Here is a 25,923-nt window from a genome sequence, read left to right as displayed (position 1 = left end):
GCGCCCTTGACACGAGATCACAGGCCGCTAACTCCCACCCATGGATAAACTGCTACTCTCAGGTGCCCCCGAAGGCTATGACGCCGCGCTGTTGGTGAAGGAACTGGCGCGCGGGGATGGCCCTGTCGTGCATGTGGCGCGCGACGACAAGCGACTGGCCGCGATGGAGGCCGCACTGCGGTTCTTTGCGCCCGATGTGGCGGTGATCCGGTTTCCAGGCTGGGATTGTCTGCCCTATGACCGGGTGTCACCCAATGCAGATGTGTCGGCGACACGGATGGCGACACTGGCAGGGCTCGCGACGAAGCAGATCGCAGGCAAGTTTGTTCTTTTGACCACGTTGAACGCCGCGACCCAGCGGGTGCCCGCGCGCACGCTGTTGCAGGAAACATCCTTCACCGCCCGTGTGGATCATCAGATCGACGTTGATGCGCTCAGGGCGTTCCTTGTGCGGATGGGCTTTTCGCAAGCTCCAACCGTGATGGAGCCCGGTGATTTCGCCATCCGCGGCGGCATTATCGACATTTTTCCGCCGGGCGAACAGGGTCCGGTGCGCCTGGATCTGTTCGGCGATGTTCTGGACGGCATTCGCCGGTTTGACCCGGTGACGCAGCGCACGACGGACAAGATGACGGGGATCGAACTTGCCCCTGTGTCCGAAGTCATCTTGGACGAGGCTGCCATCACACGGTTTCGCCAAAACTACCGCATCGAATTTGGTGCCGCAGGGTCCGATGATCCGCTGTATGAGGCGATTTCGGCAGGGCGCAAGCATCAGGGGAACGAGCACTGGCTGCCTTTCTTCCATGATCGGTTGGAAACCATCTTTGACTACGTGCCCGGTTCTTCGGTCCTGTTGGATGAACAACTGACGCCGTCGCGCCTGAGCCGGTGGGACGCGATCGTCGACCAGTATGAGACCCGCAAGATCGCGATGACCGCCAAGAACCGGATGGACACGGTCTATAAACCCTGTCCGCCAGCGCTGTTGTATCTGGATGACACGGCGTGGGAGGCTGCACTTGCTGATACGCGCGTGGTGCAGTTGGCCGCACTTCCGCAGGCAACTGGTGCAGGTGTGCTGGATGGCGGCGGGCGCATCGGGCGCAATTTTGCACCCGAACGCCAGCAAGAAAATATAAATCTTTTCAATTCACTGGTTGACCATATTAAGGCAAAAGAGGATCAACCTGTGATCGTCGCGTCCTATTCCGACGGTGCGCGCGAGCGGCTGCAGGGGTTGTTAGCAGATGAAGGTCTGGTCACCACCACCCGGATCGGGGATTTCCGTGATGTGCCGGACGGCAAAGGCGGCGTCTATCTGACGGTCTGGCCGCTGGAACACGGCTTTGAAGGCCCGGACCTGACGGTGATTTCCGAACAGGACGTACTGGGCGACCGTTTGATCCGCGCACCAAAGCGCAAACGGCGGGCCGAAAACTTCCTGACCGAGGCGCAGGGCCTGTCGGCAGGCGATCTTATCGTGCATGTCGATCACGGTGTGGGCAAGTTCAATGGTCTTGAAACCATCACCGCGATGGGTGCGCCGCATGAATGCCTCGCGCTGGAATATGCCGGTGGGGATCGGCTGTTTCTGCCAGTCGAAAACATCGAACTTCTGTCGAAATACGGCCAAGATACTGGCCTTCTGGACAAGCTGGGCGGTGGGGCGTGGCAGGCGAAAAAAGCCAAGCTGAAGGAACGCATCCGCCAGATTGCGGACAAACTGATCCGACTGGCCGCCGAACGCGAGCTGCGCCGCGCCCCCGTTCTGGAGGCACCGCACCACGCATGGGAGGAATTTTCGGCCCGTTTCCCGTATCAGGAAACCGAAGATCAACTGGGCGCGATTGAAGATGTGTTGGCCGACTTGTCCTCGGGCCGCCCGATGGACCGGCTGATCTGCGGCGATGTGGGCTTCGGAAAAACCGAGGTTGCGATGCGCGCGGCCTTCGTCGCCGCCATGTCCGGCCAGCAAGTGGCTGTGATTGCGCCGACCACGCTTCTGGCCCGCCAACACTTCAAAAGCTTTGCCGAACGGTTCCGGGGCTTTCCGATACAGGTCGGACAGCTTAGCCGGTTCGTGGGCCAGCGCGAGGCAAAACTAACCCGCGAGGGCATGACGCGCGGCACGATGGATATCGTGGTCGGCACCCATGCGCTGTTGGCCAAGGACGTACGGTTTGAAAACCTCGGGTTGCTGATTGTTGATGAAGAACAACGGTTTGGCGTCAGTCACAAAGAACGGCTAAAGGAAATGCGGTCCGACGTGCATGTGCTGACCCTGTCGGCCACACCGATCCCGCGCACGCTACAAATGTCGCTGTCAGGCGTGCGCGATCTGTCGATCATCGGCACACCGCCGGTGGATCGTTTGTCGATCCGCACCTATGTCTCGGAATTTGACAGCGTCATGTTGCGAGAGGCTCTGCTACGCGAACATTACCGTGGCGGACAAAGCTTCTTCGTGGTGCCCCGCATCAAGGATTTGCCGGACGTCGAGGCCTTTCTGGCCGACCACGTCCCCGAAGTCACTTATGTTGTGGCGCATGGTCAGATGGCGGCGGGCGAATTGGATAGCCGGATGAACGCCTTTTACGACGGCAAGTTCGATGTGCTGCTGGCGACCACAATCGTGGAAAGCGGTATCGACATTCCGACCGCGAACACGATGGTGATCCACCGCGCCGACATGTTTGGATTGGCACAGCTTTATCAGATCCGGGGCCGGGTCGGGCGGTCGAAAACCCGCGCCTATGCCTATCTGACAACAAAACCGCGTGTGCCGCTGACGCCGACCGCGCAGAAGCGGTTGCGCGTGCTGGGATCACTGGACGCGTTGGGAGCGGGTTTCACGCTGGCCAGCCAAGACCTTGATATTCGCGGCGCAGGCAATCTGGTGGGCGAAGAGCAATCGGGCCAGATGCGCGAAGTGGGCTATGAGCTTTATCAGCAGATGCTGGAAGAGGCGATTGCCAAGATCAAAGCCGGCGAACTAGAGGGGCTGTCTGACGCTGACAGCACATGGGCGCCACAAATCAATCTGGGCGTTCCGGTCTTGATACCAGATACTTATGTGCCTGATCTTGATGTACGCCTTGGGCTTTATCGCCGTCTGTCGTCGCTCGCCACCAAGGTTGAGCTTGAAGGCTTCGCCGCCGAGTTGATTGACCGTTTCGGCCCGCTGCCGAAAGAGGTGAACACCCTGCTTCTGGTCGTGCGCATCAAGGGTATGTGCAAACGTGCGGGCATTGCCAAGCTGGATGGCGGGCCGAAGGGCGCGACGATCCAGTTCCACAATGACAAGTTCGCCTCGCCCGAAGGGTTGGTGGACTTCATTCACGCCCAAAACGGTTTGGCCAAGGTGCGCGACAACAAGATCGTGGTGCGCCGCGACTGGCGCAAAACCTCGGACAAGATCAAAGGTGCGTTTGCGATTGCGCAGGATTTGGCGATCAAGGTCAAAGAGGCAAAGCAGAAGGCGGGCGCTGCGAAAAGCGCCTAGCCTCTAGTTCATATTGCCACGATCCAACTGCATCACCGCCACTGCCAGCGCCGAACAGATCGTGACGCCGATCAACAGCGGGAAAGGTGTGTTGTTGAACGCCAGCCCAACCGGGGCGGCAATTGCGATGGCCGCGACTGTTGGTACCGCGCCGATAACGGCGCTGGCGGTGCCGGCCATATGGCCCAGGGGCTGGATGGCCAGCGCGTTCAGGTTGCCAAAACTCAGCCCATTCAGGAAGAACAGGGTCGTGGCCCAAGCGCAGAACAGCCACAGGGCAAACGCGCCTTCTGGGGCGAGCGCCCACCAAATCACCAGGGTTAATGACGCCAGAACAGTCTGCGCGCCAAACCCGGCCAGCGCCAACCTGCGCATGCCCAATCGCATCACCAACTTGGCATTCAGAAACCCGGCCGCAGCAGAAAAAATTGTCACCATTGCAAAGTAATAAGGGAAATTCGTTCCTGCACCCAAGACATCGACAAATACTTGTTGGGCTGAACTGATGAATGACATGAGCTGCCCGAAAGCCAGCGTAATCACCGCCATGTAGATCAAAGTGACCCGCGTGCTCAGCACCACTTTGAACGCAGCCAAGGTGGGACGAGGTGAGAGCGGGCGTCGACGCTCGGGCGGCAACGTCTCGGGCTGACGCAAAAGGAACCAGGTCAGAATCAGCGCGGCCAACAGGATGTAGGCGGTGAACATGTGACGCCAACCGAACCCCAGTACGATCCATTGGCCGATCATCGGAGCCACTGCGGGGACGAATACGAAAAAGCCGAAAGCCATCGAGTTCACCCGTGCCATCTCGCGCCCTTCATAAAGATCGCGCGACATTGCCATGCCGCAGGTGCGCGGGCCAGCGGCCCCCAACCCCTGAATAAAGCGCCAGAACAGAAGGGCTTCGAGCGTTTGCGCCCAAAGCGCCGCAAATGCCGCACACATATATAGCAGCATCCCCATCGACAAAGAAAAGCGCCGCCCCATGCTGTCAGACAGCGGGCCGAAGATAAGCTGCCCAACGCCCGCGCCAATCACGAAAGAGCTGATCAACAGTTGCGCCTTGTTGACGTCGTCGGGCACCAGCCGGTTGCCGATTTCGGGCAGCGCGGGCAGAATCGAGTCGATGGAAAAGGCCACCATCGAGAATAGCGCAGCGATCAGCAGCACAAACTCCCGCAAGCGAAGGGGGGCTTGCGGGGGGAAGTGCCTTATCGTCACTGAGCAGCATCCTTCGCCAGCTGGGCGGTCAGTTCGTCAATCACTTGCGACCACAGATCCGTGGGCTGAGCACCGGATACGACATGTTGATTGGCGATCACGAAGGTTGGCACTGACTGGACGCCTTTGGCGCGCGCATCTGCGTCACGTGCTTGGATGTCGCCCATGTCGGCGTCTGAGGCCAACAGGCGGGCGACCACATCTCCGTTCATGCCGATTGCAGACGCGATTTCAACAAGTTGCTGAGTGTTGCCAATGTCTTTTCCGTCGATGAAATAGGCCCGGAACAGTCGATCAACGGCGGCGTTCTGTTTCAATTCAATCCCGGCCCAATGAATCAGGCGGTGTGCGTCCAGTGTGTTGGGTGTACGTTTGATGGCCTCCAGATTAATCTCAAGCCCTGACGCCTCGGCTTCAGTCGCAACCGGCAGATAGGCTTTCACGGCGCTGTCCTGGCCCCCAAATTTTGCTTCCAGATAGGAACGGCGATCCATTCCGGCCTTGGGCATATCGGGGTTCAGTTGAAAGGGATGCCACTGCACCTGAAACGGATGATCTGGCCGCGCCTCAAGTGCGCGGTCAAGCCGGGATTTGCCGATATAGCACCATGGGCAGATCGGATCAGAGAAAATATCAAGGCGGATCATTCAGGTCTCCCTAATGTGAAGCTCTATCTGGGATTGAAGGGTATGGGAAGTGTCGGGGATCACAGTGTGGCCAACGTTCCAGTTTCGAAATCTGTGCGCAATGAGGCGCGCAATAGCTTGTTATTGGCACCGCGCGGCAGGCTGTCTACCGGGATGAACAGTCGGGGGCATTTGTAATGTGCCAAGCGGTCGTGGGCGTGGGCCGATAGGTCTTCCTTAGGCACTGGGTCAGCCTCGGGCGTATAGAAACAGGCGATGATTGTGGCGTCGCCCTTCACGGCAACCTCGGCACAGGCGGCCTCGTGCACGTCGGGATGGAGGGCGATGGCGGCCTCGACCTCAATCGGTGAGACGCGGAAGCCGCCCGCGTTCATGATGTCGTCAGAGCGCCCCTCGAAGGTGATGGCACCGTCCGCCGCCATACTGACAGTGTCGCCCGTCAGGAACCAATCCCCCGAAAACCGGCTCTTTGTGTCTGCCTCAGCACCAAGATAGCCCAGCATCAGGCCGGGATCGTTGGCATGCACGGCCATGATCCCCGGCGTGTGATGCGGGACGATCTGGCCGTCCTGATCAAGAACCGCAATGCGACGACCGGGCTGGGGGAAACCCAGCGTGCCGTTTGGGGCCGGGTGATTGGGTGCGCCTGACACAAAGGTCGAACATTCGGACATGCCGTATGCCTCGTGGATCGGCGTGCCAGTGGTGTCGACCCATTGTGCGCGGGTGGTGGCGGGCAGCTTTTCGCCCGCCGACAAGCCGTGCCGCAAGTCGGGCAGCGGGGGCAGGGCAGCCCGCAACATTTGCCGATATACACCGGGGGCGGCAGCGAAGATCGTCGCCTTCTCACGCGCGAGCAGTTGGCCAAGGTCGGTGGATTTTGTGCCCGCCGCTGGGATCAACGCCGTTGCGCCCACCGACCACGGATCCATCAGCCCGGTGCCCAGCGTATAGGTCCAGTTGAACGCGCCCGCGTGCATCAAACGGTCGTAGCGCGTCAGGCCATACCAGCCGTCCCACATCATCTGACGCGCCCAGATTGCGCGGTGTGCATGCACCACAGCGCGCGCCTTGCCGGACGTGCCAGAGGTGAACACGATATAACCAGCGCGGGCAGCGTCGCTCAAATGAAACGCAGCGGGGGTGTGGTCGGCCAGTTGGTGCAACGTCTCGACATCCAGAACCGGGGCCGACTGCCCACTCGGCAGGGCAATCCCCTGATCGGCAATGATCAGTTTTGGGTCAATCATCGCGGCCATCTTGGTGATTTCGGCCTCGGTCAATTGCGACGAGGTCGGCACCGGCACCAGCCCGGCGGCAATAGCCCCCAGAAACGCAAGCGGGAAATCGACGGTGTTGCCAAGGCGCAATAGCACCCGGTCACCGGGTGTTAGACCCCGCGCCAGTAATCCGCCCGCCAGCCCGCGCACTGCACGATCGAGTTGGGCGAACGTCCAATGCGTCTCACCAACCCCATCCGCGGTCACCACGGACAAGGCGGTTTTGTCGCCCAGATCTGTTGCATGAGCCAGCACATAGCGGGCCATGTTGAACGCGCTTGGCGGTGGGGGCAATGGGGCGGTAGGGCGAAATTCAGATTGCATCGCTCAGATGTGCCAAGGGGGCGGCGAAGTTGCAAGTGCACGCGGTTGCATCAGACCGATTTCGGTGTATTGAAAGGGCATGATGAAACCTGAACAGCCCAGCCTGATCCGTCTGGCCCGTGAAAACGGCGAGGAAACGCCCGATCCAAGCCCGCTGGACCTTGGCGCGCGGGTGCGCGATCTGCGCAAGTCCCATGGCTGGACGTTGGAGCAAGCGGCGCGCCAGGCGGGGCTTGCCCGCTCGACGCTATCCAAGATCGAAAACGGGCAGATGTCACCGACCTATGATGCGTTGAAGAAGCTGGCGGTCGGGCTGGAAATCTCGGTGCCGCAGCTTTTCACTGCGCCCAAGGCCGCGCAGGTGTCTGGGCGTATGACGGTGACCAAAACCGGCGCGGGTGCAGCACACGCGACGGCAACCTATGAGCACGAGTTGCTGGCAGGCGCGCTGACCAAGAAAGCGATGTTGCCGTATCGCGCACGGGTGCGGGCGCGCGCGTTTGACGAGTTTGACGGCTGGGTGCGCCATGATGGCGAGGAGTTTTTATACGTCCTGACCGGAGCCATTCGCCTGATCACCGAATTTTATGAACCGGTCGAGATGAAACGTGGCGACAGCGCGTATTACGACGCCTCGATGGGCCATAACGTGGTCTCGGTCAGCGACGAGGACGCAACGATCCTGTGGGTGACATCGCTGACCTGAGTTTTGTGGGACTGCATTCCAAGCCAAGTTGGCGAAACCCGAGATTTGCGCGGTTTCCGTTCTCACTTTGTCAGCCAGTGCGCGCTTATTCCGCCGCAATCGCCTTGTCAGTCAGTTTGTCCAAAGCGCCAGTCATCTTTGCGATGTATTCTGCATCGGCAGGCAGGCCGTGATCTTCGACGAGTGAGGCGGGCGCGTGATAAACAACATGCACCTGACCGTCACCATCTGCATAAGCCAACACCCGCAACGGAAGATCAAGTCCGGCGGTCTGGCTGTCCAACATGGCTGGCGTGCCAAGCGCGGGATTGCCGAACATCAGCATTTCGGTCGGGCGCAGTTCGGTATCTATCGACGCCGCGCCTTTGGCATGATCCACGCGCGCAAAGACGGTCGCGCCTGCACCTTCAACCGCCGCCTGAAGTCTGTCGATGGTGACGGGTACGGAATGAGGGCTGGCCTTTTCGACCATCTCGGCAGTAGCGGCTTGGGTCATCATTGCGAGACCAGCAAGGCTGGCAAGAATTCTAGAATGGCGCATGAAATCAAATCCTTTCATAGATATTTTTTCGATTTTTAGCACAGCGCGCGATCCATCTGCCTGACAAGTCTGTGATGAACCCTGACTACGCGGACATACGCTCTTGGAACACTCGGCTAAAGCCAAGCACAGCCGCTAATGCGCGCAACTGGCGTGCTACTCCTCGTACCACCAAATCTCGGGCTGGAAGCCCAGATAGTCGCCATACATCGGCACATGTTCGGGGTATTTCAGCTCTTTCACATGTGCGATGTGCGACAGGTCGGTATAACCCAGCGGGATCACATAGCGTCCCGAAGTCAGCACGCGGTCAAGCGCCTTGGTGGCAGCCTCAAATTCGTCCTGGCCCTTGGCATTCAACATTTTGTCAATCAGACCATCAATCGCCGCACTTTTGACACCCATCCAATTGCGTGTGCCTTCTTTGTCAGCGCTTTCCGAGCCCCAATAGAGCTTCTGTTCATTGCCGGGGCTCAGTGACAGCCCGCGCCAGTAATAAGCCAAATCGAAGTCAAACGCGTTGGTGCGTTCTTTATACTGCGCGCTGTCGACCGAGGTGATGGTCGGCACGATCCCCAAGCGTTCCAGACCAGCGGCGAAGAAGTCAATTTCCTGCCGGTTTTCGGACGACCCGGAGTTCAGCAGGATTTCAAACGTAAACGGCACGCCATCTGCGTTTTTCATCACGCCGTCCTGAACGGTCCAGCCTGCGGCCTCCATCAGGTCCATCGCGGCGCGCAGACCTTGCCGGTTGCGGGCCGATCCGTCCGAGACGGGCAGGGCGTAGCCTTCAACCGCGCCTTCTGGCAATTCATCATATTCCATCAACATGTCACGCACCAAACCCTCGGCCGGTTCACCCGGTGCCATGCCAAGCACCGAGTTGTGGAAGTACGACAGGATACGCTTCTTTGCGCCTGCATTGATGCTTTGATTTATGAATTCGAAATTGAACGCGTGGATCATCGCGTCGCGCACCCGAATGTCGCTGAAGGCGTCGCGCCGGGTGTTCATCACATAGCCCATAATGCCAGTTGGGCGTTGATGGGGGATGTCGGACAGCACGATGTCACCCGATTGCACCGCCGGGAAATCAAACTGACCCGCCCATTTTTGCAAATTTGTTTCGCGATGGGTGGTCGCCTCGCCTGCCTTGAACGCTTCGAACGTCACGTCGCCGTCGCCGTAATAGTCAAACCGGATTTCATCCAGATTGGCTTGGCCCTGCATGAACGGCACATCTTTGCCCCAGTAATCGGGGTTACGTTTCAAGGTCAGATACCGGCCCGGCTCGAAATCTCCTATCACGTAGGGCGACGATCCGATGGGGATCACGTCGATGCCCGAGGCCTCAAAGTCCTTCCCCTCCCACTGGGCTTTCTTCATGATGGGGCGCATTCCAAGGATCAGCGGAAGCTCGCGGTCTTCTTCGTTGAAGGTGAATTTGACCGAGCGCGGTCCGGTTTGTTCCATCGTCTCGACTTTGCCCCAGGCGCCCTGATAGCGAGGGTGCCCAAATTCGCCGAGCATGTCGTAAGACCACATCACATCTGCTATGGTCAGGTCGCTTCCGTCAGAGAATTTGGTGCCTTCGCGCAGGGTGTATTCGACCCAAGTTCGCGCCTCGTCCGTGTCGACCGATTCGGCCAGCAGGCCATAAAGCGTGAAGGGTTCGTCATAGCTGCGGCCCATCAGGCTTTCGAACAACATGAAGCGAAGTTGCCACGGCGCGCTGCCCTTGCGGATCACCGGGTGTAGCGAATCATAGCTGCCTGCCTCGGCAAAAATGATCTTGCCGCCCTTCGGGGCATCTGGGTTGACGTGGGGTAGGGACACAAAATCAGGTGGAAGGACAGGGTCTCCATACATAGCTATGCCATGTCTGGGCTCTGCATGGCCGATTTGGGTCGCGACCACCGACAGGGCAATCGCCCCGGCCAGCCCGCGTAACTTATGGATGACGGATGCTCTCATCGGCGCAATATTCCTTCACGTCCCTGTTTTGATTTAGGAAACCTTAGAGGCGAAAAATAGCCTTTTCAAACTTTTAGCTTGGAACACGGCGCCTGACCGCCTATAAAGAGTGCACTGCTCGATAGGTTTCTTGCCTGTATGAAACCTGCCTCAATAACTTAACGCCCGCTTCGTGCGGGCGTTTTTTTTATGGCCGAAAGCAGACTGCTTGCCCGTCCGGCTTTGCAAGAGAATCGGGGGCAATTGGCTGTCACAAAACCAACCTGACCGAAGCTGAATTGGCAGGGTGTGAAACCGCTGGCGTGTAAACGGCGTTGAGGTATGCTGCATCGCAACATCAGTTATCCGAGGAGAGACCATAATGGCCATCACGACATCGCTGGACGGCAAAACCGCTGTCATCACCGGATCAAACTCGGGGATCGGACTTGGGATTGCACGCGAACTGGCGCGCGCTGGCGCGGATGTGGTTCTGAATTCTTTCACCGACAATGAAGACGATCACGCGCTGGCCGCTGACATCGGCCGAGAGTTTGGCGTGACCGCACGTTATATACAGGGCGATATGTCAAAAGCCGATCAGTGCCGCGGGTTGATTGAAAAAGCGGGGCAGTGCGACATCCTTGTAAACAATGCAGGCATCCAGCACGTGGCCCCGGTCGAGGAGTTTCCGCCCGAAAAATGGGACGCCATCATCGCGATCAACCTGAATTCGGCCTTCCACACCATCGCCGCCGCGCTTCCGATGATGCGCAAGGCCGGGTGGGGGCGTGTGATCAACATCGCGTCGGCACATGGTCTGACCGCGTCGCCATATAAATCAGCCTATATCGCGGCCAAACACGGGGTGATCGGGCTGACCAAGACCATAGGGCTTGAAACAGCCGAAGAGGCGATCACCTGCAATGCCATTTGCCCCGGCTATGTCCTGACACCATTGGTTGAAGCGCAAATCCCCGATCAGATGAAAACCCATGGCATGGGCCGCGACGAAGTGGTGCGCGATGTGATGCTGACCCGCCAGCCGTCAAAAGAATTTGCCACGGTCGAGCAGATGGGCGGCACCGCTGTGTTCCTGTGCTCGGACGCGGCCGCACAAATCACCGGCACCTCGATTTCGGTCGATGGCGGCTGGACAGCGCTGTAATCGGGTATGGCAAAACCAAAACGTATCAACTTGGCCCTGCAGGGCGGCGGGGCACATGGCGCCTTCACTTGGGGCGTATTGGATCGTCTGCTGGACGATGAAGGGATCGAGATTGCGGGCATTTCCGGCACTTCGGCGGGCGCGTTAAACGGCGCGGCCTTGAAGTCCGGTTTGGTGGCCGACGGCAAAGGACAAGACCGCGACGCCGCGCGCGCCAATCTGGATGCACTTTGGCATTCGGTGGCGGGCGTTCATGACCTGCGCCTGACCTCGTGGTTTGCGCAGTTCGCGCCGCAGAACGAGCTGATCAGCCAGGCTTTCCAAGCCTCGCCGATGGTTGCTTGGGCGGATATGGCCAGTCGCGTCCTTAGCCCTTATGCCTATGGTCCATTCTATATGAACCCGCTGCATTCGGTCGTTGAAAAGTTCGATTTCGACCAAGTCTGCGCGGATATCGGTCCACGCCTGTATGTCTCAGCCACCAATGTACGCACCGGAAAGATCAGGGTATTTGACGGGGCCGAAATCAGCACCGAGGCGATCCTTGCCTCGGCCTGTTTGCCGACGGTGTTTCAGGCGGTTGAAATGAAAGATCCCAAGACCGGCAAGGATGAGGCGTTTTGGGATGGCGGATATTCCGGCAATCCAGCTTTGTTTCCGTTGTTTGAGCCGACGCTTCCCGCTGATGTGGTCGTAGTGAACATCAACCCGCTTTTTCGCCCGGATGTGCCGCAAAACGCGGCTGATATTCAGAACCGGATCAACGAGATCAGCTTCAACTCGTCGCTTCTGCGTGAGCTAAGGGCCATCAATTTCGTCAAGCGACTGATTTCGGTGGGAAAGTTAACCTCTGGCCAAATGCGCGATGTGTTGGTTCATATGATTTCGGATGACGTGCTGATGCGAGATCTGAGCACGGCCACCAAGCTCGTGCCTTCTACGGTGATGCTGCACCGACTGAAAGCAGCCGGGCGGGCCGCTGCGGGCGCGTTTCTGGACAGCCATCGCGATGATCTGAACACCCGCGGCACCGTCGATCTGGAAGAGATGTTTAGCTAGCCGATTGCGCCACTCACGACACCGTTGACCAGCCCGGCTGCAATTGCCCACATGGTCAGGCCGATGATCACATCCAGCACCCGCCATGCGCCAGATTTCTGCATGATTGGGGCCAACAGCCGTGCGCCATAGCCCAGCGAGAAGAAGAACGCGAAGCTGGAGGTGACTGCCCCCGCGCCGAAGGCAAGGCGTTGGGACCAGTCGCCAAACGAGGTTGAGATCGCACCGATCAGCCCCAGCGTATCCAGATAGACATGCGGATTGGCCCATGTGAAGGCCGCCGCAATGGCAATCACCGCGCCCAGTGATCGGGACTTCCCCTCGATCTCCATCGCGTAGTCGCCTTTGGCGGCGGCAACAAATCGCATCGCCCCGTAGACGATCAAAAAACCTGCCCCGGCCAGCGCCATGATCAGGGGAAGGGTCGGCCAAGCCGTCACCAACGCGCCAAAGCCAAGCACACCTGCAGCGATTAACAGCGCGTCAGAGGCGGCACAAAACAGGCACAGCCAGAACACGTGTTGGCGCATCAACCCCTGACGCAGGACAAACGCGTTCTGCGCCCCAATGGCCAGAATAAGGGAAAAGCCGGTGGCAAACCCGGTGATGGCAGGTGCGATCAACACGCTCAGCCTTCCGGTAAATTCAATTTTATTTCAGAGAGTTGCGCAGAGCTTTTCGAGTTCGGATAAACCAGACCAGCCGATATGACCAACTTGGCTGCGTCCTCGACCGTCATGTCCAATTCGACCACCGAATGGCGCGGCACGAACAACAAAAAACCCGAGGTCGGGTTGGGCGTGGTCGGCAGAAAGACCGAGATGATATCCTCATCCACCGGAATTTTCTGGTCTATTTCGCCCTTGGCCTTGGTCGAAATGAAGGCAATCGCCCATATCCCTTTGCGCGGATATTCCACCAGACAAGCCTTGTCGAACTTTGTTTCGGTCGATTGGCTGAAAATGGTTTCGGCAATCTGTTTGATGCCATTGTAAAGCGACCGCACGACCGGCATCCGGTCAACAATGCTTTCGCCCCACGCCAGAAAAGATCGCCCGATAAGGCCCTTGGCGATCCAGCCGACGAACACGGTGAACATTAAGAACACCACAACGCCGACGCCACGAACATTCACGCGGACATCTTCGCCAAAGGCTAATTTGAACCATTCGCTGTTGCCAAACAGCAGGTCGATCAGACGGTCAGGGTGATAACGCGCGGGAAGAAATGGCAAAACCCAACTGTCAATCCAGCCAACAAAGGTCCAGATCATCCACATGGTCACGGCGATTGGCACCACAACAACAAGCCCCGCAAGGAAGTTGTTGCGCAGCCCCGCAAATGGGCGCCGCTTGCGCTTGGCGTGTTCGTCGTGTTCCGTCATGAAAACCCGTTCCCCGGTGTTATCAGGCGGAACTTAGGGACTCGTTTGGTAATCGGCAATAGGGTGCGGTCTGAAAGCCGCGCTAATCCCGCCGAATTCAACGGCTTGCAACCCATCCGCGAAGTTCGTGGCCGTTCGGGGCTGGACGGGCGGCAAGGCGGGGCCTATCAAAATGGATATAGGTATGGGGGTGCCATGCGCGCGACAGCCGAGATAGACGTGGAACAATTGACCGAAGATGCGGCCCGCGCCGAGCTTGCGCGGCTAGCAGATCTGTTGGCTGCGGCCAACCGGGCCTATCATACGGAAGATGCTCCGGTCATTACGGACGCGGACTATGACGCAGCCAAGCGGCGCAACGCGGCGATTGAAGATCGGTTCCCGCATCTGAAACTCAGCGACAGCCCGACCGATCAGGTGGGCGCGACCCCGTCCGAAGGCTTTGGAAAGATCACCCACGCGGTGCGGATGCTGTCGCTGGGCAATGCCTTTGGCGACGAGGATGTGACGGAATTTGATGGCCGCGTCCGTTCGTTCCTTGGGCTGGGTGCAGACGCAGAGCTTGCCTACACCGCCGAGCCCAAAATCGACGGGCTTTCCTTGTCGATCCGCTATGAACACGGTCGATTGATCTATGCTGCGACCCGTGGTGATGGGGCCGTGGGCGAAAACGTGACCGAAAACGCCCGCACAATCGCGGATATTCCCGCAACGCTGGAGGACGCGCCCGATGTGCTTGAGGTGCGGGGCGAGGTCTACATGTCACACGAAGATTTCGCCGCACTGAACGAACGCCAAGCCGAGCGTGGTGGTAAAACTTTCGCCAATCCGCGCAACGCGGCCGCCGGGTCGCTGCGCCAGTTGGACGCCAAAATTACCGCCGACCGCCCGCTCAGATTCTTTGCCTATGCGTGGGGGGCACTGTCTGAACCGCTTGCCAGCACCCAGATGGGCGCGATTGACCGTCTGTCCGGGCTTGGATTTCAGACCAATCCGCTGACCCAACGGTTTACTAATGTGGCGGCGATGATTGCGCATTACCACGCGATTGAAACGCAACGCGCGACGCTGGGTTATGATATCGACGGCGTGGTTTATAAAGTGGACGACCTTGGCCTACAGGCGCGCCTCGGCTTTCGCTCCACCACGCCCCGCTGGGCGATTGCTCATAAGTTTCCAGCAGAACGCGCCTGGACCCGGCTTGAGGCGATCGACATACAAGTAGGTCGCACCGGCGCGCTAAGCCCCGTCGCGCGGCTGACGCCTGTCACTGTGGGCGGCGTGGTGGTGTCCAACGCCACATTGCACAACGAGGATTACATCGCCGGTCGTGACAACAAGGGCGAGGTGATCCGCGGCGGCAAAGACATCCGCGTGGGCGATTGGGTTGAGGTATACCGGGCGGGCGATGTAATTCCAAAAATCTCGGACGTGGATCTGACCAAACGCGAGGCGGGGGCTGAACCGTACATCTTTCCCCAAACCTGCCCTGAATGTGGATCAGACGCGATCCGTGAAGAAGGTGACGCGATACGTCGCTGCACGGGCGGGATCATCTGCCCCGCGCAAGCCGTTGAGAAGTTGAAACATTTCGTCAGTCGCGGCGCGTTTGACATCGAAGGTCTGGGCGCCAAACAGGTCGAGCTGTTTTATCACGACGACGTTCTGCCCATCCGCGAGCCTGCTGATATTTTTACGCTGGCAGCGCGTGACAAGGGGCAACTTGCGCGGTTGAAGAACCGCGACGGCTGGGGCGAAAAAAGCGCCGACAACCTATTCGCAGCGATTGAAGAACGCCGCCTAATTCCTTTGAACAAAGTGATTTTTGCGCTTGGCATACGCCATGTGGGTGAAAGTGCTGCCAACCTTCTTGCCCGCCACTATGGCACGTGGGAGGCGTTTGAAACCGCCGTCACCGCCGCTCAGCCGAACACGCCCGAATGGGATGATCTGGTCTCCATCGACGGCGTTGGTACGGTGATGGCAGGCTCATTGGTTGCTGCGTTTTCGCAGGATGCTGAACGTGCCTCGATCGATCGGCTGGTTGCGCAACTAGACGTGCAGGCGGTCGCTGCCCCCAAAACCGACGGCAGCCCGGTCGCGGGCAAGGTTGTTGTGTTCACCGGCGCGCTTGAAAAGATGACCCGCGCCGAAGCCAAGGCGCGTGCCGAGGCGTTGGGGGCCAAGGTCTCCGGCTCGGTATCGGGCAAAACCGACTTACTGGTTGCGGGACCGGGCGCGGGATCAAAGGCGAAGAAGGCTGCCGATCTTGGGGTCGAGACGATTGACGAAGACGGCTGGCTTGACTTGATCGGGGACGCATGAGCTATGGCAACCCGTCCCGAAATCCTGTTTCCCTTGTTTGCCGATCTGGAAACCCTCGGCGGGATTGGCGAAAAGACCGCCAAGGCCTTGGGAACATTGGGGATAGAGCTTCCACGTGATCTTCTGTTCTGGTTGCCCCATGCGGGGATTGACCGCAAATTCCGCGTCTCAATCACCGAAGTTTTGCCCGGCGAGATGGCGACGGTCGAAATTGAGGTGGTGCAACACAGGCCGGGTCGCACGAAGTCAGCGCCTTATCGGATTGAGGTGCGCGACGACCTGACCGCGTTTGAACTCGTATTTTTTCACGCAAACGGCCCGTGGCTTGGCAAACAACTGCCCGAAGGCGAAAAGCGCGTGATTTCCGGCAAAGTGGAAAGTTTCGACAGGAAGTTGCAGATCGTGCATCCCGATTACATCGTGAAACCAAATGACGCCGCCAGTATCCCTGATTATGAGCCTGTATATCGCCTGACTGCGGGGGTAACCGGGCGCGTGATCACCAAGGGTGTGGGCGAGGTTCTGACCCGTCTGCCCATCTTGAAAGAATGGATCGACCCAGAGCTGAAATCACGTGAACACTGGCCCGATTGGAACAAGGCGCTCATGGCGGCGCATGGCCCGGAAGGCGCGGATGACTTGTCGCCGCAATCGCCCGCGCGCAGGCGTCTGGCCTATGACGAGTTCTTCGCCCACCAACTGACGCTGGCCTTAGCACGCGCCAAGGTGCGACGTGGCAAGGGGCGGGTCAGCGTGGGCACAGGCGACTTACAGGCCAAGGTTCTGGCCGCACTTCCCTATGCGCCAACCAGCGCCCAGACCCGTGCGGTTGACGAGATCGCCGCCGATCTTGCTTCGGGCAAGCGAATGAACCGGCTGTTGCAGGGCGATGTGGGGTCGGGAAAGACTTTGGTCGCGCTGCTGTCGCTGCTGGTCGCGGTCGAGGCTGGCGGGCAGGGCGTCATGATGGCCCCCACTGAAATTCTGGCGCGACAACATTTGCAAGGCCTGCGTCCCTTGGCGGAAGCCGCAGGTGTTGTGGTCGATATCCTGACCGGGCGCGATAAGGGGGCCGAGCGGCGCGCCAAGTTGGAAGCGTTGGCGAAAGGTGACATTCACATCCTTGTCGGCACCCATGCCGTGTTTCAAAAAGACGTTGAATTTCATGATCTTCGTCTGGCCATTGTAGATGAACAGCACCGGTTTGGTGTCTCCCAACGAATGGAATTGGGTGCCAAGGGGCAGGCCGCAGACGTATTGGTGATGACCGCCACGCCGATCCCGCGCAGTTTAGCACTGGCGCAATATGGCGACATGGATGTGTCGGTGCTGGATGAAAAACCACCGGGGCGCAAACCGATCAAAACTGTGCTGGTGTCCTCCGGGCGGATCGACGAGGTGGTCGAACGGCTGCGTGGTGTGATTGCCGACGGCGCGCAGGCCTATTGGGTCTGCCCGCTGGTCGAGGAAAGCGAGGTGATGGAACTGACCGCCGCAGAAGAACGGTTCAAACACCTGCGCGCTGCGTTGGGTGAAGGCGTGGTCGGCATGGTCCATGGTCAGATGCCACCTGCCGAGAAAGACGCTGCCATGGCAGATTTTGTGGCGGGCAAAACCAAGCTGTTGGTCGCGACAACGGTAATCGAAGTCGGAGTCGACGTGCCCAATGCCTCGATCATGGTGATCGAACGAGCCGAGCATTTCGGGCTGGCGCAATTGCACCAGTTGCGCGGACGGGTGGGGCGCGGGCAGGCGGCGTCGACCTGTCTTTTGATGTATCAGCCGCCGCTGACCGAAGGCGGCGAGAAACGGCTGGCGGTGATGCGCGACACAGAAGACGGGTTCGTGATTTCCGAAGCGGATTTGGCAATGCGCGGGGCAGGCGACGTATTGGGCACGGCACAATCGGGCCTTCCACGCTTTTGGGTTGGCGATCTGGAACATCAGGCAGGTCTGATGGCAGTGGCGCAAAAAGATGCCCGCCTGTTGCTGCAGCAAGACCCGGACCTGACCACGCCGCGCGGCCACGCCGCCCGCGTGCTGCTTTGGCTCATGCGGCAGGATGAAGCGATCCGTTTGATTTCAGTTGGTTAGCGTCTTTGTTCTCGTTTGTTCACAAATGTTCTTAAAAAGTTCTTTACAAGCGGTTCTTTTATATGCGAACAAAGTAGCAACAAAGGTGAAAGCGACCACGAAGGCGCCACCAAGACAGAGAGCAGGAGAGTGACCATGTTGAAAGACGTGAAAGCCGTATTGACCCGTTCGTCCGCTACCTTATGGCAGGACGCAATCGGGGGAACATCTCTGTTGGTTGTGCTTTTCGGTGCGCTGCATCTGCCGGGGGTGATCTGACCCCAAACCCAGTTTCTGCCTGCTCAGGGTCCGGACACTGCATCATGTCCCAACTTCGATGCGTCCAGACGGATCACTGCCCGTCGCCTGTCCAAGTCCGGTGTTTTGCCTCATTCCTTCACCGGATCCGGAAATCCCGAGCCGCAACTTGCCGCCGCCTCCCTGCCAGGAGAGCGGCGGTTTTTTTATGGGTCAGTCGCTCTGCGCGTCATCAATCGCGGCGAGCGATGCATCGAACGGCAACAGGATCGAGGCATGGCGGTTTTTGAAATCGCGCGCCGGCTGAAGCACCTCGTATCCCTCAAACGGTGCGGTGGGGACGGCCTCCTGTTCGGCCAGCATTTTATGCAACTGATCGCGGCCGCGCTGAAGCGTGTCGCGATCAAGACCTTTGACGATCTTGCCCAGAATGGCTGCCGAGGCCTGACCCAGCGCGCAGGCTTTTACGTTTTGCGCAAAATTTGCGACTACGCCGTTGTCAAGCGTCACGCCAACCGAGACGGTCGACCCGCAGAGGGGGGAGCGTGCTTTCGCCTCGCCATCGGGTGCATCCAGCTCGCCAAGATGGGGAATCGCGGCTGCCAAGGCGAGAATTTGTTTTGAATAGAGCTTGATCAGGTCGCCGTCGCTCATGCATCCCACCTTTCGCATCGCGGTTTCCCGCACTACATAGGACGCGCACGGACAATTGGAAAGGACGGGCCATGAAATTCGACGCCGAGGCTTTGAAATATGATGACAAGGGTCTGATCCCGGCAATTGCGCAGGATGCGGAGTCTGGCGACGTGCTGATGATGGCATGGATGAATGCGGAAGCCGTGCAGCGCACGTTAGCCGCAGGGCGCGTCACCTATTGGTCACGGTCACGTCAGAGTTTCTGGGTAAAGGGCGAAAGCTCGGGTCACGTGCAGGAACTGGTCGATTTGCGGGTTGATTGCGACCGCGATTGCATCTTGTTGCAGGTGCGTCAGACGGGCCCGGCCTGTCATACCAACCGGCGCAGTTGCTTTTACACAGCAGTGCGTGATGGGGACGAGGAAGAGATTATGGTGCCCACAGTCTGATCATCGCGCTGGGGCGTATCACAGCCCGACCATCCGGCGGATGTCGGCTGGTGATTTCCCGTCAGCACGATAGGCCGAGATCGCTCGTGCGTCATCGCGTTTGGCCAATCGTTTGCCCGCTTCGTCCCGGATCAGTTTGTGGTGGTGATAGATCGGAATGGATAGGCCCAGAAGCGTCAACAGGATCACCTGAATCGCCGTAAAGTCGAACAGATCTTCACCCCGGATGACATGAGTGATATTCTGCGCCGCATCATCAATAGCAGACGCAAGAAAATAGGCCACTATATCCTCGCCTTTACGCGACAGCACCACATCCCCGATCTGGGTCCTGGCATTAACGGGATCAATCTTGTGGGTGCCAAGAAAGGCTGCTCCCGTCTCGTGGAAAACCGGCAGATCGTCGCCCAAAATGGATAAGGCGCGGCCCAGATTCAGGCGCAGGGCGTCGCCGGGTTGGCGATCGCTCATAGGCCGGGAATTGCACGTGCCGGGATAAACCTCGTGTGGCTGGCCTTCTTGCGGTGCAGACAGAGCGGCGCGAATATCCGCCCGACTGCACGAACACGGATAAAGCAGGCCTTTGCGTTCAAGCTTTGAAAGCTGCGTGCCGTATGAACCGAGCTTTTCGGACTGGCGCAGGACCGGTCCGTCCCATTGAATACCAAGCCAATGCAGATCTTCCAAAATCAGCGCATCCCATTCCGGCTTGCTGCGCTGCAAGTCCGTATCCTCCATCCGCAAAAGGAAACTGCCATCGGCTGCCCGCGCCATTTGGTGGGCAAGCAGCGCGGAATAGGCGTGGCCCAGATGCAGGGGGCCGGTTGGGCTAGGCGCAAATCTTGTAATGAATTCCGACATAAGAGACCGGACCTTCAGGTGAATTTCTCAAGCCAGTCGGTCCAGGCCTCTTTGGCGCGGTCCGTGTAGGCCTTATAGCGATCTTTGCGACCGCGTCGCCCGCCTTTCAGCCCGTCAACCGGACGGAACAGCCCGAAATTCACGTTCATCGGCTGGAAGGTTTTCGCCTCGGCCCCGCCGGTGATGTGGTGGATCAGCGCGCCCATGGCCGTGTCTTGCGGCACCGTGGGAAGGTCGAGGCCCAGGATCTCGGCAGCCGCCAGACGGCCCGCGAGCAACCCCATGGCCGCACTTTCCACATAGCCTTCGACGCCCGTCACCTGTCCGGCGAAGCGAATGTTCGGGCGGGACTTCAGGCGCATCTGGTTGTCCAGTAGTGTTGGCGAGTTCATGAACGTGTTGCGGTGGATGCCGCCCAGTCGTGCAAAAGAGGCGCTTTCCAGACCCGGGATCATCTTGAAAACCTCGGACTGCGCGCCGTATTTCATTTTGGTTTGGAAGCCGACGATGTTGAACAGCGTGCCAAGCGCGTTGTCACGGCGCAGCTGCACAACCGCATAGGGTTTATCCTCGGGCTTATGCGCATTGGTCAGGCCAACAGGTTTCATCGGGCCAAACCGAAGTGTTTCGCGGCCGCGTTCGGCCATCACCTCGATCGGCAGGCAGCCGTCGAAATAGGTGGCGGTTTCGCCCTCGTGAAACTCGGTCTTGTCGGCGGCCAGAAGCGCGTCGATGAACGCTTCGTATTGGTCTTTGGTCATAGGACAGTTGAGGTAGGCCTTCTGCTCCGCTTCCGTCTCGCCCTTGTCATAGCGCGACTGCGCCCAGACAACGTCCATATCAATACTGTCGGCATAGACGATGGGCGCGATCGCATCGAAAAAGGCAAGACGATCCGTGCCAGTTTCGCGTGCGATCGCGTCGCCAAGGGCGGGCGAGGTCAACGGGCCAGTGGCAAATATCCAATGCCCATCACTGGACAGATCAGTTACTTCGCCATACTCCACGCTGACATTCGGCAATGCGTGCAGCTTGGCGGTGACGTTTTGCGCAAACGCTTCGCGGTCCACGGCCAACGCGCCGCCAGCTGGCAGGCGATTTTCATCGGCGGACGCCATGATCACGCCACCCGCTTGGCGCATTTCCCAATGCAAAAGCCCAACGGCGTTCTGTTCGTCGTCATCTGACCGGAACGAGTTGGAGCACACCATTTCAGCAAAATCACCGGATTGGTGGGCGAAGGTGCCAATTTCTGGACGCATTTCGTGCAGCACCACATCGACGCCCATATGGGCTGCCTGCCATGCCGCTTCGGACCCGGCCATGCCGCCGCCCACAATGTGTAATGTCTTGTCAGTCATGGGGTGCAGATAGGAGATCGTCGGGCAAAAGGGAAGAGCCCCTTTTCCGCCAGCGTGTTGCAGAAAAGGGGCAGATGTAGGACGAACGGATCAGCTTTCGCTGTCCATGGCGTCTTCTTCGTCAGATTGTTCAATGATCCGCGCGACAGAGACGACCTCTTCGCCCTTGCCGGTGTTGAACACTTTTACGCCGCCTGCGCTGCGTGATCGGAAGCTAATGCCATTGACCGGACAGCGGATGGATTGCCCTTTGGATGTCGCCAACATGATCTGATCGTCCATTTCAATCGGGAAACAGGCCACGATTTCACCGCCTTTCATGGCAGCCACACCTTGTCCACCACGACCACTAACACGGTAGTCATGGCTGGAGGTCAAGTTGCCGATACCACCCTTGTTGATCGTAACAAGCAGGTCATTGGCCGCCAGCATTTCCTGATAGCGTTCTTCGATCAGATCGCCCGCAACCTCTTCGCTGGTGTCATCATCCGAGGTGTCGTTGCCCAGTTCAGACCGGAAGCGCTTGATAAAGCTCGTGCGTTCGTCCGGCGTGGCATCGAAATGGCGAATGACCGAGGCCGATACGACCTCGTCTCCGTCGTTTACCAGTCTGATGCCCCGCACACCCGTCGAAGACCGCGAGTTAAAGACCCGCACATCTGTCACCGGGAAGCGGATCGCACGGCCCGAAGTCGTCACCAGCATCACGTCATCGTTTTCATCGCAAATTCGCGCGTTGATCAGGCGGGTGCCTTCATCATCGCCTTCAAACTTCATCGCGATCTTGCCGTTGCGCATAACATTGGTGAAATCAGACAGGCGGTTGCGGCGCACCGAGCCCTTCGAGGTTGCAAAGATAATCTGCAGGTCGTCCCAGTCTTCTTCGTCCCGATCAACAGGCAAGATGGCTGCAATCGACACGCCTGTGGGGATGGGCAGGATATTCACCAGCGGTTTTCCCTTGGCGGTTCGGCCACCTTGGGGCAGGCGCCAGGTCTTGAGCTTGTAAGCCATGCCGTCATCGGTGAAGAACAGAAGCTGCGTATGGGTGTTTGCGACGAACAGAGTAGTGATCGCGTCTTCGTCCTTGGTCTGCATCCCCGACAGCCCTTTGCCACCGCGTTTCTGCGCGCGGAAGTCAGCCAGCGGTGTGCGCTTGGCCCAGCCACTTGCGGTGATGGTCACAACCATATCCTCGCGTTCGATCAGGTCTTCATCGTCCATGTCACCGGACCAGTCGACAATCTCGGTGCGCCGCGGCACGGCGAAAGCCTCTTTCACCTCGCGCAATTCGTCCGAAATGATAGACATGATCCGCTCGCGTGAACGTAAAATATCCAAGTAATCTCTGATCTTTGCGGCGAGGTCTTGAAGTTCATCCGTGACCTCTTTCACGCCCATGGCGGTCAGGCGCTGCAAGCGCAGCTCAAGGATCGCGCGGGCCTGCGTTTCAGACAGGTTATAGGTCCCGTCCTCGTTCATCTTGTGGGTGGGATCGTCGATCAGCTGAATGTATTCCGCGATGTCATGGGCGGGCCAGCGACGCTCCATCAACTTAGCGCGCGCATCTGCCGGGTCAGCCGAGCCGCGGATGGTCGCGACCACTTCGTCGACATTCGTTACAGCGACAGCCAGACCACACAGCACATGGCTGCGTTCACGCGCTTTGCGCAGTTCAAAGGCCGTGCGGCGCGTGACAACTTCCTCGCGGAAGGTGATGAAATAGCTTAGAAAATCTCGCAAGGTCAATTGTTCGGGGCGACCACCGTTCAGCGCCAACATGTTACAGCCAAACGAGGTTTGCATCGGCGTGTAACGGAACAGTTGATTCAAAACCACTTCGGCTGTGGCGTCGCGCTTCAGCTCGACCACAACGCGCACGCCGATCCGGTCGCTTTCGTCCTGAACCGCCGAAATGCCTTCGATCTTCTTTTCACGCACAAGGTCAGCGATCTTTTCGATCATCGTGGCCTTGTTCACCTGATAGGGGATTTCGTCCAGCACGATTGCGTAACGGTCCTTGCGGATCTCCTCGAACCGCGTCTTGGCGCGCATGATCACGCTGCCACGCCCTTCAAGATACGCTTTTCGGGCGCCGGACCGGCCTAGCATGATGCCACCTGTGGGGAAATCAGGGCCAGGGACATATTCCATCAGATCTTCCGAGCTTAGGTCGGAATTTTCGATCAACGCAAGCGTCGCATCCACGACTTCGCCCAGATTGTGCGGCGGAATGTTGGTGGCCATGCCGACGGCGATGCCACCGGCGCCATTGACCAGCATGTTTGGATAGCGGGCAGGCAAGACCGTTGGTTCAAGGTCTTTGCCGTCATAGTTGTCTTGAAAATCGACCGTGTCTTTTTCGATGTCCGCCAGCAGCGAGGCGGCAGGTTTGTCCATCCGCACTTCGGTATATCGCATGGCCGCCGCATTATCGCCGTCCATCGAGCCAAAGTTGCCCTGACCGTCCAGAAGCGGCAAAGACATGGAAAACGGCTGCGCCATCCGTACCAACGCGTCATAGATCGCTGAATCGCCGTGCGGGTGATACTTACCCATCGTGTCGCCCACCGGACGTGCCGACTTGCGGTAAGGTTTGTCATGGGTGTTGCCGGTGCCATACATCGCGTAAAGGATGCGCCGGTGAACCGGTTTCAACCCGTCCCGAAGGTCGGGGATCGCCCGGCTGACGATCACGCTCATCGCATAATCGAGATAGGAGGTTTTCATCTCCTCCTCAATCGAGATTTGCGGGCCGTCATAAACGGGACGTTCAGGCGGCATTTCGCCTTCGTTTTCCGGTACTTCTGGGGTGTCTGTCACGTTGTCCGCCGTTTTGGTGCGTTTCACACAATATCTAGGTCTGGCGACTATATCATCGGCTTGTCGGAAGGGGCAACCGAAAGGACCGGATTAACCGCGGAAACAGACGGAATTTCTCGGTTTTTCTTAGGTCTTGCCCCCTTGGCATTCATCGCCAAGTAAAGGAATATCGCGCGAAAGCGAATGGGAGAGCCAGATGTCCAAACCCCGCAGCATTTTTGAAGAAGTCAGCGACAAGACCACGGCCCCGCAGGAAGGCCCCAAAGCCGGTGTGATCGAACGTGGGTCGGGTGGCGGCGCGGCGCGCGGTGCTGTGCGCTTGTGGCTGATGGTTCTATTTGCGCTGGTGGCCGCGATGGTGGTTGTTGGCGGGCTGACGCGGCTGACGGATTCGGGTCTTTCGATCACCGAATGGGCGCCGTTCACCGGGGCGATGCCGCCAATGAATGACACCGAATGGGCGACCGAGTTCGCGAAATACCAGCAAATCCCCGAATTCAAACTACAAAACAGCGGCATGGACCTTGCGGCGTTCAAATCCATCTATTGGTGGGAATGGGGGCATCGCCAGCTTGGCAGATTCATTGGACTGGTCTGGGCCGTCGGGTTCTTTGGGTTTCTGGCAGCACGAAAGATTCCCAACGGCTGGACTGGTCGCCTGCTGATGTTGGGCGCGCTTGGTGGCGTGCAGGGTGCGATAGGCTGGTGGATGGTGTCGTCTGGCTTGTCGGGCGAGCGCGTCGATGTGGCCTCGTACCGCTTGGCCGTCCACCTTGGGCTGGCTTTTGTCATTCTGGGCCTGATTGCGTGGTATATCCTTATGCTGGGCCGCAAAGAGGCCAGCCTGATGGCTGCGCGCCGAAACCGCGAAGCAAAACTGTTTGGCATGGGCACGGGCCTGATGCATCTGGCGCTGCTGCAAATCCTGTTGGGCGCGTTGGTTGCGGGGATCGATGCAGGCCGGTCATTCGTCGATTGGCCGTGGATGGCGGGCCAGTTCTTTCCGCCCGATGCCTTCGACTTATCCCCCATCTGGCGCAACTTCTTCGAAAATGCAGGTCTTGTGCAGTTCATGCACCGTATGATGGGCTATCTGTTGGTTATCTATGCTTTGGTTGTTTGGCGCGTGTCACGACGATCAGGCAACCAGATGATACGCGCGGGCTTTACGTTTGCGACCGTGATGGTGTTGGGTCAGTTGGTGCTGGGGATTACCACAGTGTTACAAGCCTCGCCGCTTCATGTGGCGATCACACACCAGGTGGGTGCAATCATGGCTTGGGTTTTGATCCTGAACGCTCGTTTCTTGGCGGGCTATCCCGCTGAACAATCTGTGCGAAGTTAGG

Annotated in this window: 20 protein-coding genes; 9 read left to right on the top strand and 11 right to left on the bottom strand. The window is 58.7% G+C overall.

Features of this window, described 5'->3' with window-relative positions:
* Window positions 1-40: 40 nt before the first annotated feature.
* A complete protein-coding gene (gene mfd / locus MUY35_RS00405; RefSeq protein WP_248362969.1) occupies window positions 41-3,505 on the top strand; it encodes a transcription-repair coupling factor in 3,465 nt (1,154 codons plus the stop codon).
* Window positions 3,506-3,508: 3 nt separating this feature from the next.
* On the opposite strand, the gene MUY35_RS00400 is transcribed toward mfd, so the two are convergent.
* From MUY35_RS00400 to MUY35_RS00390, 3 genes are read right to left on the bottom strand one after another with little or no spacing between them, the layout of a single operon-like run.
* Window positions 3,509-4,729 (bottom strand): multidrug effflux MFS transporter, encoded by a 1,221-nt coding sequence (locus tag MUY35_RS00400; protein WP_248362968.1) that lies wholly within the window; start codon window positions 4,727-4,729, stop codon window positions 3,509-3,511.
* Entirely contained in the window at window positions 4,726-5,376 is a 651-nt protein-coding gene (locus tag MUY35_RS00395; RefSeq protein ID WP_248362967.1) for a DsbA family oxidoreductase, read from the bottom strand. The genes MUY35_RS00400 and MUY35_RS00395 overlap by 4 nt, the downstream gene beginning before the upstream one ends.
* Window positions 5,377-5,435: 59 nt before the next feature.
* The gene (locus tag MUY35_RS00390) at window positions 5,436-6,923 is read right to left on the bottom strand and encodes a class I adenylate-forming enzyme family protein (protein ID WP_248362966.1); all 1,488 of its coding nucleotides are present in this window, start codon (window positions 6,921-6,923) and stop codon (window positions 5,436-5,438) included.
* 136 nt (window positions 6,924-7,059) lie between these two features.
* Here MUY35_RS00390 and MUY35_RS00385 point away from each other — a divergent pair, with 136 nt between their 5' ends.
* Window positions 7,060-7,686 carry an XRE family transcriptional regulator gene (locus MUY35_RS00385; protein WP_248362965.1) on the top strand — a complete coding sequence of 209 codons (627 nt, stop codon included), beginning with the start codon at window positions 7,060-7,062 and terminating at the stop codon, window positions 7,684-7,686.
* A gap of 85 nt (window positions 7,687-7,771) precedes the next feature.
* Here MUY35_RS00385 and MUY35_RS00380 read toward each other — a convergent pair whose 3' ends face one another.
* Window positions 7,772-8,227, bottom strand: coding sequence for a DUF302 domain-containing protein (locus MUY35_RS00380; protein WP_248362964.1), 456 nt, complete (start codon window positions 8,225-8,227; stop codon window positions 7,772-7,774).
* A gap of 156 nt (window positions 8,228-8,383) precedes the next feature.
* Window positions 8,384-10,201, bottom strand: coding sequence for an extracellular solute-binding protein (locus MUY35_RS00375; protein ID WP_248362963.1), 1,818 nt, complete (start codon window positions 10,199-10,201; stop codon window positions 8,384-8,386).
* Between the two features lie 361 nt (window positions 10,202-10,562).
* Between MUY35_RS00375 and MUY35_RS00370 the strand changes: the two genes are divergently transcribed.
* Window positions 10,563-11,348, top strand: coding sequence for a 3-hydroxybutyrate dehydrogenase (locus MUY35_RS00370; RefSeq protein WP_248362962.1), 786 nt, complete (start codon window positions 10,563-10,565; stop codon window positions 11,346-11,348).
* Window positions 11,349-11,354: 6 nt separating this feature from the next.
* On the top strand, window positions 11,355-12,407 hold the full coding sequence (locus MUY35_RS00365; RefSeq protein WP_248362961.1) for a patatin-like phospholipase family protein: 1,053 nt from the start codon (window positions 11,355-11,357) through the stop codon (window positions 12,405-12,407).
* Here the strand turns inward: MUY35_RS00365 and MUY35_RS00360 are convergent.
* Together MUY35_RS00360 and MUY35_RS00355 are read right to left on the bottom strand one after the other, a co-directional pair.
* Entirely contained in the window at window positions 12,404-13,030 is a 627-nt protein-coding gene (locus tag MUY35_RS00360) for a LysE/ArgO family amino acid transporter (protein WP_248363821.1), read from the bottom strand. The genes MUY35_RS00365 and MUY35_RS00360 overlap by 4 nt on opposite strands.
* 5 nt (window positions 13,031-13,035) lie before the next feature.
* A complete protein-coding gene (locus MUY35_RS00355) occupies window positions 13,036-13,791 on the bottom strand; it encodes a DUF502 domain-containing protein (protein WP_248362960.1) in 756 nt (251 codons plus the stop codon).
* A 195-nt stretch (window positions 13,792-13,986) separates the two neighbouring features.
* Between MUY35_RS00355 and ligA the strand changes: the two genes are divergently transcribed.
* From ligA to MUY35_RS17050, 3 genes are all read left to right on the top strand, one after another.
* Window positions 13,987-16,116: an NAD-dependent DNA ligase LigA gene (ligA, locus tag MUY35_RS00350; RefSeq protein WP_248362959.1), complete on the top strand. Its 2,130-nt coding sequence runs from the start codon at window positions 13,987-13,989 to the stop codon at window positions 16,114-16,116.
* Between the two features lie 3 nt (window positions 16,117-16,119).
* Window positions 16,120-18,210 carry an ATP-dependent DNA helicase RecG gene (recG, locus tag MUY35_RS00345; RefSeq protein WP_248362958.1) on the top strand — a complete coding sequence of 697 codons (2,091 nt, stop codon included), beginning with the start codon at window positions 16,120-16,122 and terminating at the stop codon, window positions 18,208-18,210.
* A gap of 135 nt (window positions 18,211-18,345) precedes the next feature.
* Window positions 18,346-18,468 (top strand): hypothetical protein, encoded by a 123-nt coding sequence (locus MUY35_RS17050; protein ID WP_282569144.1) that lies wholly within the window; start codon window positions 18,346-18,348, stop codon window positions 18,466-18,468.
* 192 nt (window positions 18,469-18,660) lie between these two features.
* On the opposite strand, the gene MUY35_RS00340 is transcribed toward MUY35_RS17050, so the two are convergent.
* Window positions 18,661-19,101: an iron-sulfur cluster assembly scaffold protein gene (locus MUY35_RS00340; RefSeq protein WP_248362957.1), complete on the bottom strand. Its 441-nt coding sequence runs from the start codon at window positions 19,099-19,101 to the stop codon at window positions 18,661-18,663.
* 71 nt (window positions 19,102-19,172) lie between these two features.
* Here MUY35_RS00340 and hisI point away from each other — a divergent pair, with 71 nt between their 5' ends.
* The gene (hisI, locus tag MUY35_RS00335; protein ID WP_248362956.1) at window positions 19,173-19,532 is read left to right on the top strand and encodes a phosphoribosyl-AMP cyclohydrolase; all 360 of its coding nucleotides are present in this window, start codon (window positions 19,173-19,175) and stop codon (window positions 19,530-19,532) included.
* An 18-nt stretch (window positions 19,533-19,550) separates the two neighbouring features.
* Here hisI and gluQRS read toward each other — a convergent pair whose 3' ends face one another.
* From gluQRS to gyrA, 3 genes are all read right to left on the bottom strand, one after another.
* Window positions 19,551-20,393 (bottom strand): tRNA glutamyl-Q(34) synthetase GluQRS, encoded by an 843-nt coding sequence (gene gluQRS, locus MUY35_RS00330; RefSeq protein WP_248362955.1) that lies wholly within the window; start codon window positions 20,391-20,393, stop codon window positions 19,551-19,553.
* Window positions 20,394-20,407: 14 nt separating this feature from the next.
* The gene (trmFO, locus tag MUY35_RS00325) at window positions 20,408-21,754 is read right to left on the bottom strand and encodes a methylenetetrahydrofolate--tRNA-(uracil(54)-C(5))-methyltransferase (FADH(2)-oxidizing) TrmFO (RefSeq protein ID WP_248362954.1); all 1,347 of its coding nucleotides are present in this window, start codon (window positions 21,752-21,754) and stop codon (window positions 20,408-20,410) included.
* Between the two features lie 90 nt (window positions 21,755-21,844).
* Entirely contained in the window at window positions 21,845-24,577 is a 2,733-nt protein-coding gene (gene gyrA / locus MUY35_RS00320; protein ID WP_248362953.1) for a DNA gyrase subunit A, read from the bottom strand.
* A gap of 196 nt (window positions 24,578-24,773) precedes the next feature.
* Here gyrA and ctaA point away from each other — a divergent pair, with 196 nt between their 5' ends.
* Complete coding sequence (gene ctaA / locus MUY35_RS00315) at window positions 24,774-25,922, top strand: heme A synthase (RefSeq protein WP_248362952.1); 1,149 nt, start codon at window positions 24,774-24,776, stop codon at window positions 25,920-25,922.
* The last annotated feature ends 1 nt before the right edge of the window (window position 25,923 follow it).

The sequence above is a fragment of the Aliiroseovarius sp. S1339 genome (genome assembly GCF_023195695.1).
Classification (GTDB): Bacteria; Pseudomonadota; Alphaproteobacteria; order Rhodobacterales; family Rhodobacteraceae; genus Aliiroseovarius.
The sequence above is the reverse complement of the archived record's forward strand: the minus strand, read 5'-3'. Positions and strand labels throughout refer to the sequence as shown.

Excerpts from the sequence above, each read along its gene's own strand:
- MUY35_RS00355 (WP_248362960.1), bottom strand. The coding sequence starts at position 13,791 with ATGACGGAACACGACGAACACGCCAAGCGCAAGCGGCGCCCATTTGCG.
- MUY35_RS00375 (WP_248362963.1), bottom strand. The coding sequence starts at position 10,201 with ATGAGAGCATCCGTCATCCATAAGTTACGCGGGCTGGCCGGGGCGATT.
- MUY35_RS00395 (WP_248362967.1), bottom strand. The coding sequence starts at position 5,376 with ATGATCCGCCTTGATATTTTCTCTGATCCGATCTGCCCATGGTGCTAT.
- ctaA (WP_248362952.1), top strand. The coding sequence starts at position 24,774 with ATGTCCAAACCCCGCAGCATTTTTGAAGAAGTCAGCGACAAGACCACG.
- MUY35_RS17050 (WP_282569144.1), top strand. The coding sequence starts at position 18,346 with ATGTTGAAAGACGTGAAAGCCGTATTGACCCGTTCGTCCGCTACCTTA.
- ligA (WP_248362959.1), top strand. The coding sequence starts at position 13,987 with ATGCGCGCGACAGCCGAGATAGACGTGGAACAATTGACCGAAGATGCG.
- MUY35_RS00390 (WP_248362966.1), bottom strand. The coding sequence starts at position 6,923 with ATGGCCCGCTATGTGCTGGCTCATGCAACAGATCTGGGCGACAAAACC.
- trmFO (WP_248362954.1), bottom strand. The coding sequence starts at position 21,754 with ATGACTGACAAGACATTACACATTGTGGGCGGCGGCATGGCCGGGTCC.
- MUY35_RS00370 (WP_248362962.1), top strand. The coding sequence starts at position 10,563 with ATGGCCATCACGACATCGCTGGACGGCAAAACCGCTGTCATCACCGGA.
- recG (WP_248362958.1), top strand. The coding sequence starts at position 16,120 with ATGGCAACCCGTCCCGAAATCCTGTTTCCCTTGTTTGCCGATCTGGAA.
- hisI (WP_248362956.1), top strand. The coding sequence starts at position 19,173 with ATGAAATTCGACGCCGAGGCTTTGAAATATGATGACAAGGGTCTGATC.
- MUY35_RS00340 (WP_248362957.1), bottom strand. The coding sequence starts at position 19,101 with ATGAGCGACGGCGACCTGATCAAGCTCTATTCAAAACAAATTCTCGCC.
- MUY35_RS00385 (WP_248362965.1), top strand. The coding sequence starts at position 7,060 with ATGATGAAACCTGAACAGCCCAGCCTGATCCGTCTGGCCCGTGAAAAC.
- MUY35_RS00365 (WP_248362961.1), top strand. The coding sequence starts at position 11,355 with ATGGCAAAACCAAAACGTATCAACTTGGCCCTGCAGGGCGGCGGGGCA.
- mfd (WP_248362969.1), top strand. The coding sequence starts at position 41 with ATGGATAAACTGCTACTCTCAGGTGCCCCCGAAGGCTATGACGCCGCG.
- MUY35_RS00380 (WP_248362964.1), bottom strand. The coding sequence starts at position 8,227 with ATGCGCCATTCTAGAATTCTTGCCAGCCTTGCTGGTCTCGCAATGATG.
- gluQRS (WP_248362955.1), bottom strand. The coding sequence starts at position 20,393 with ATGTCGGAATTCATTACAAGATTTGCGCCTAGCCCAACCGGCCCCCTG.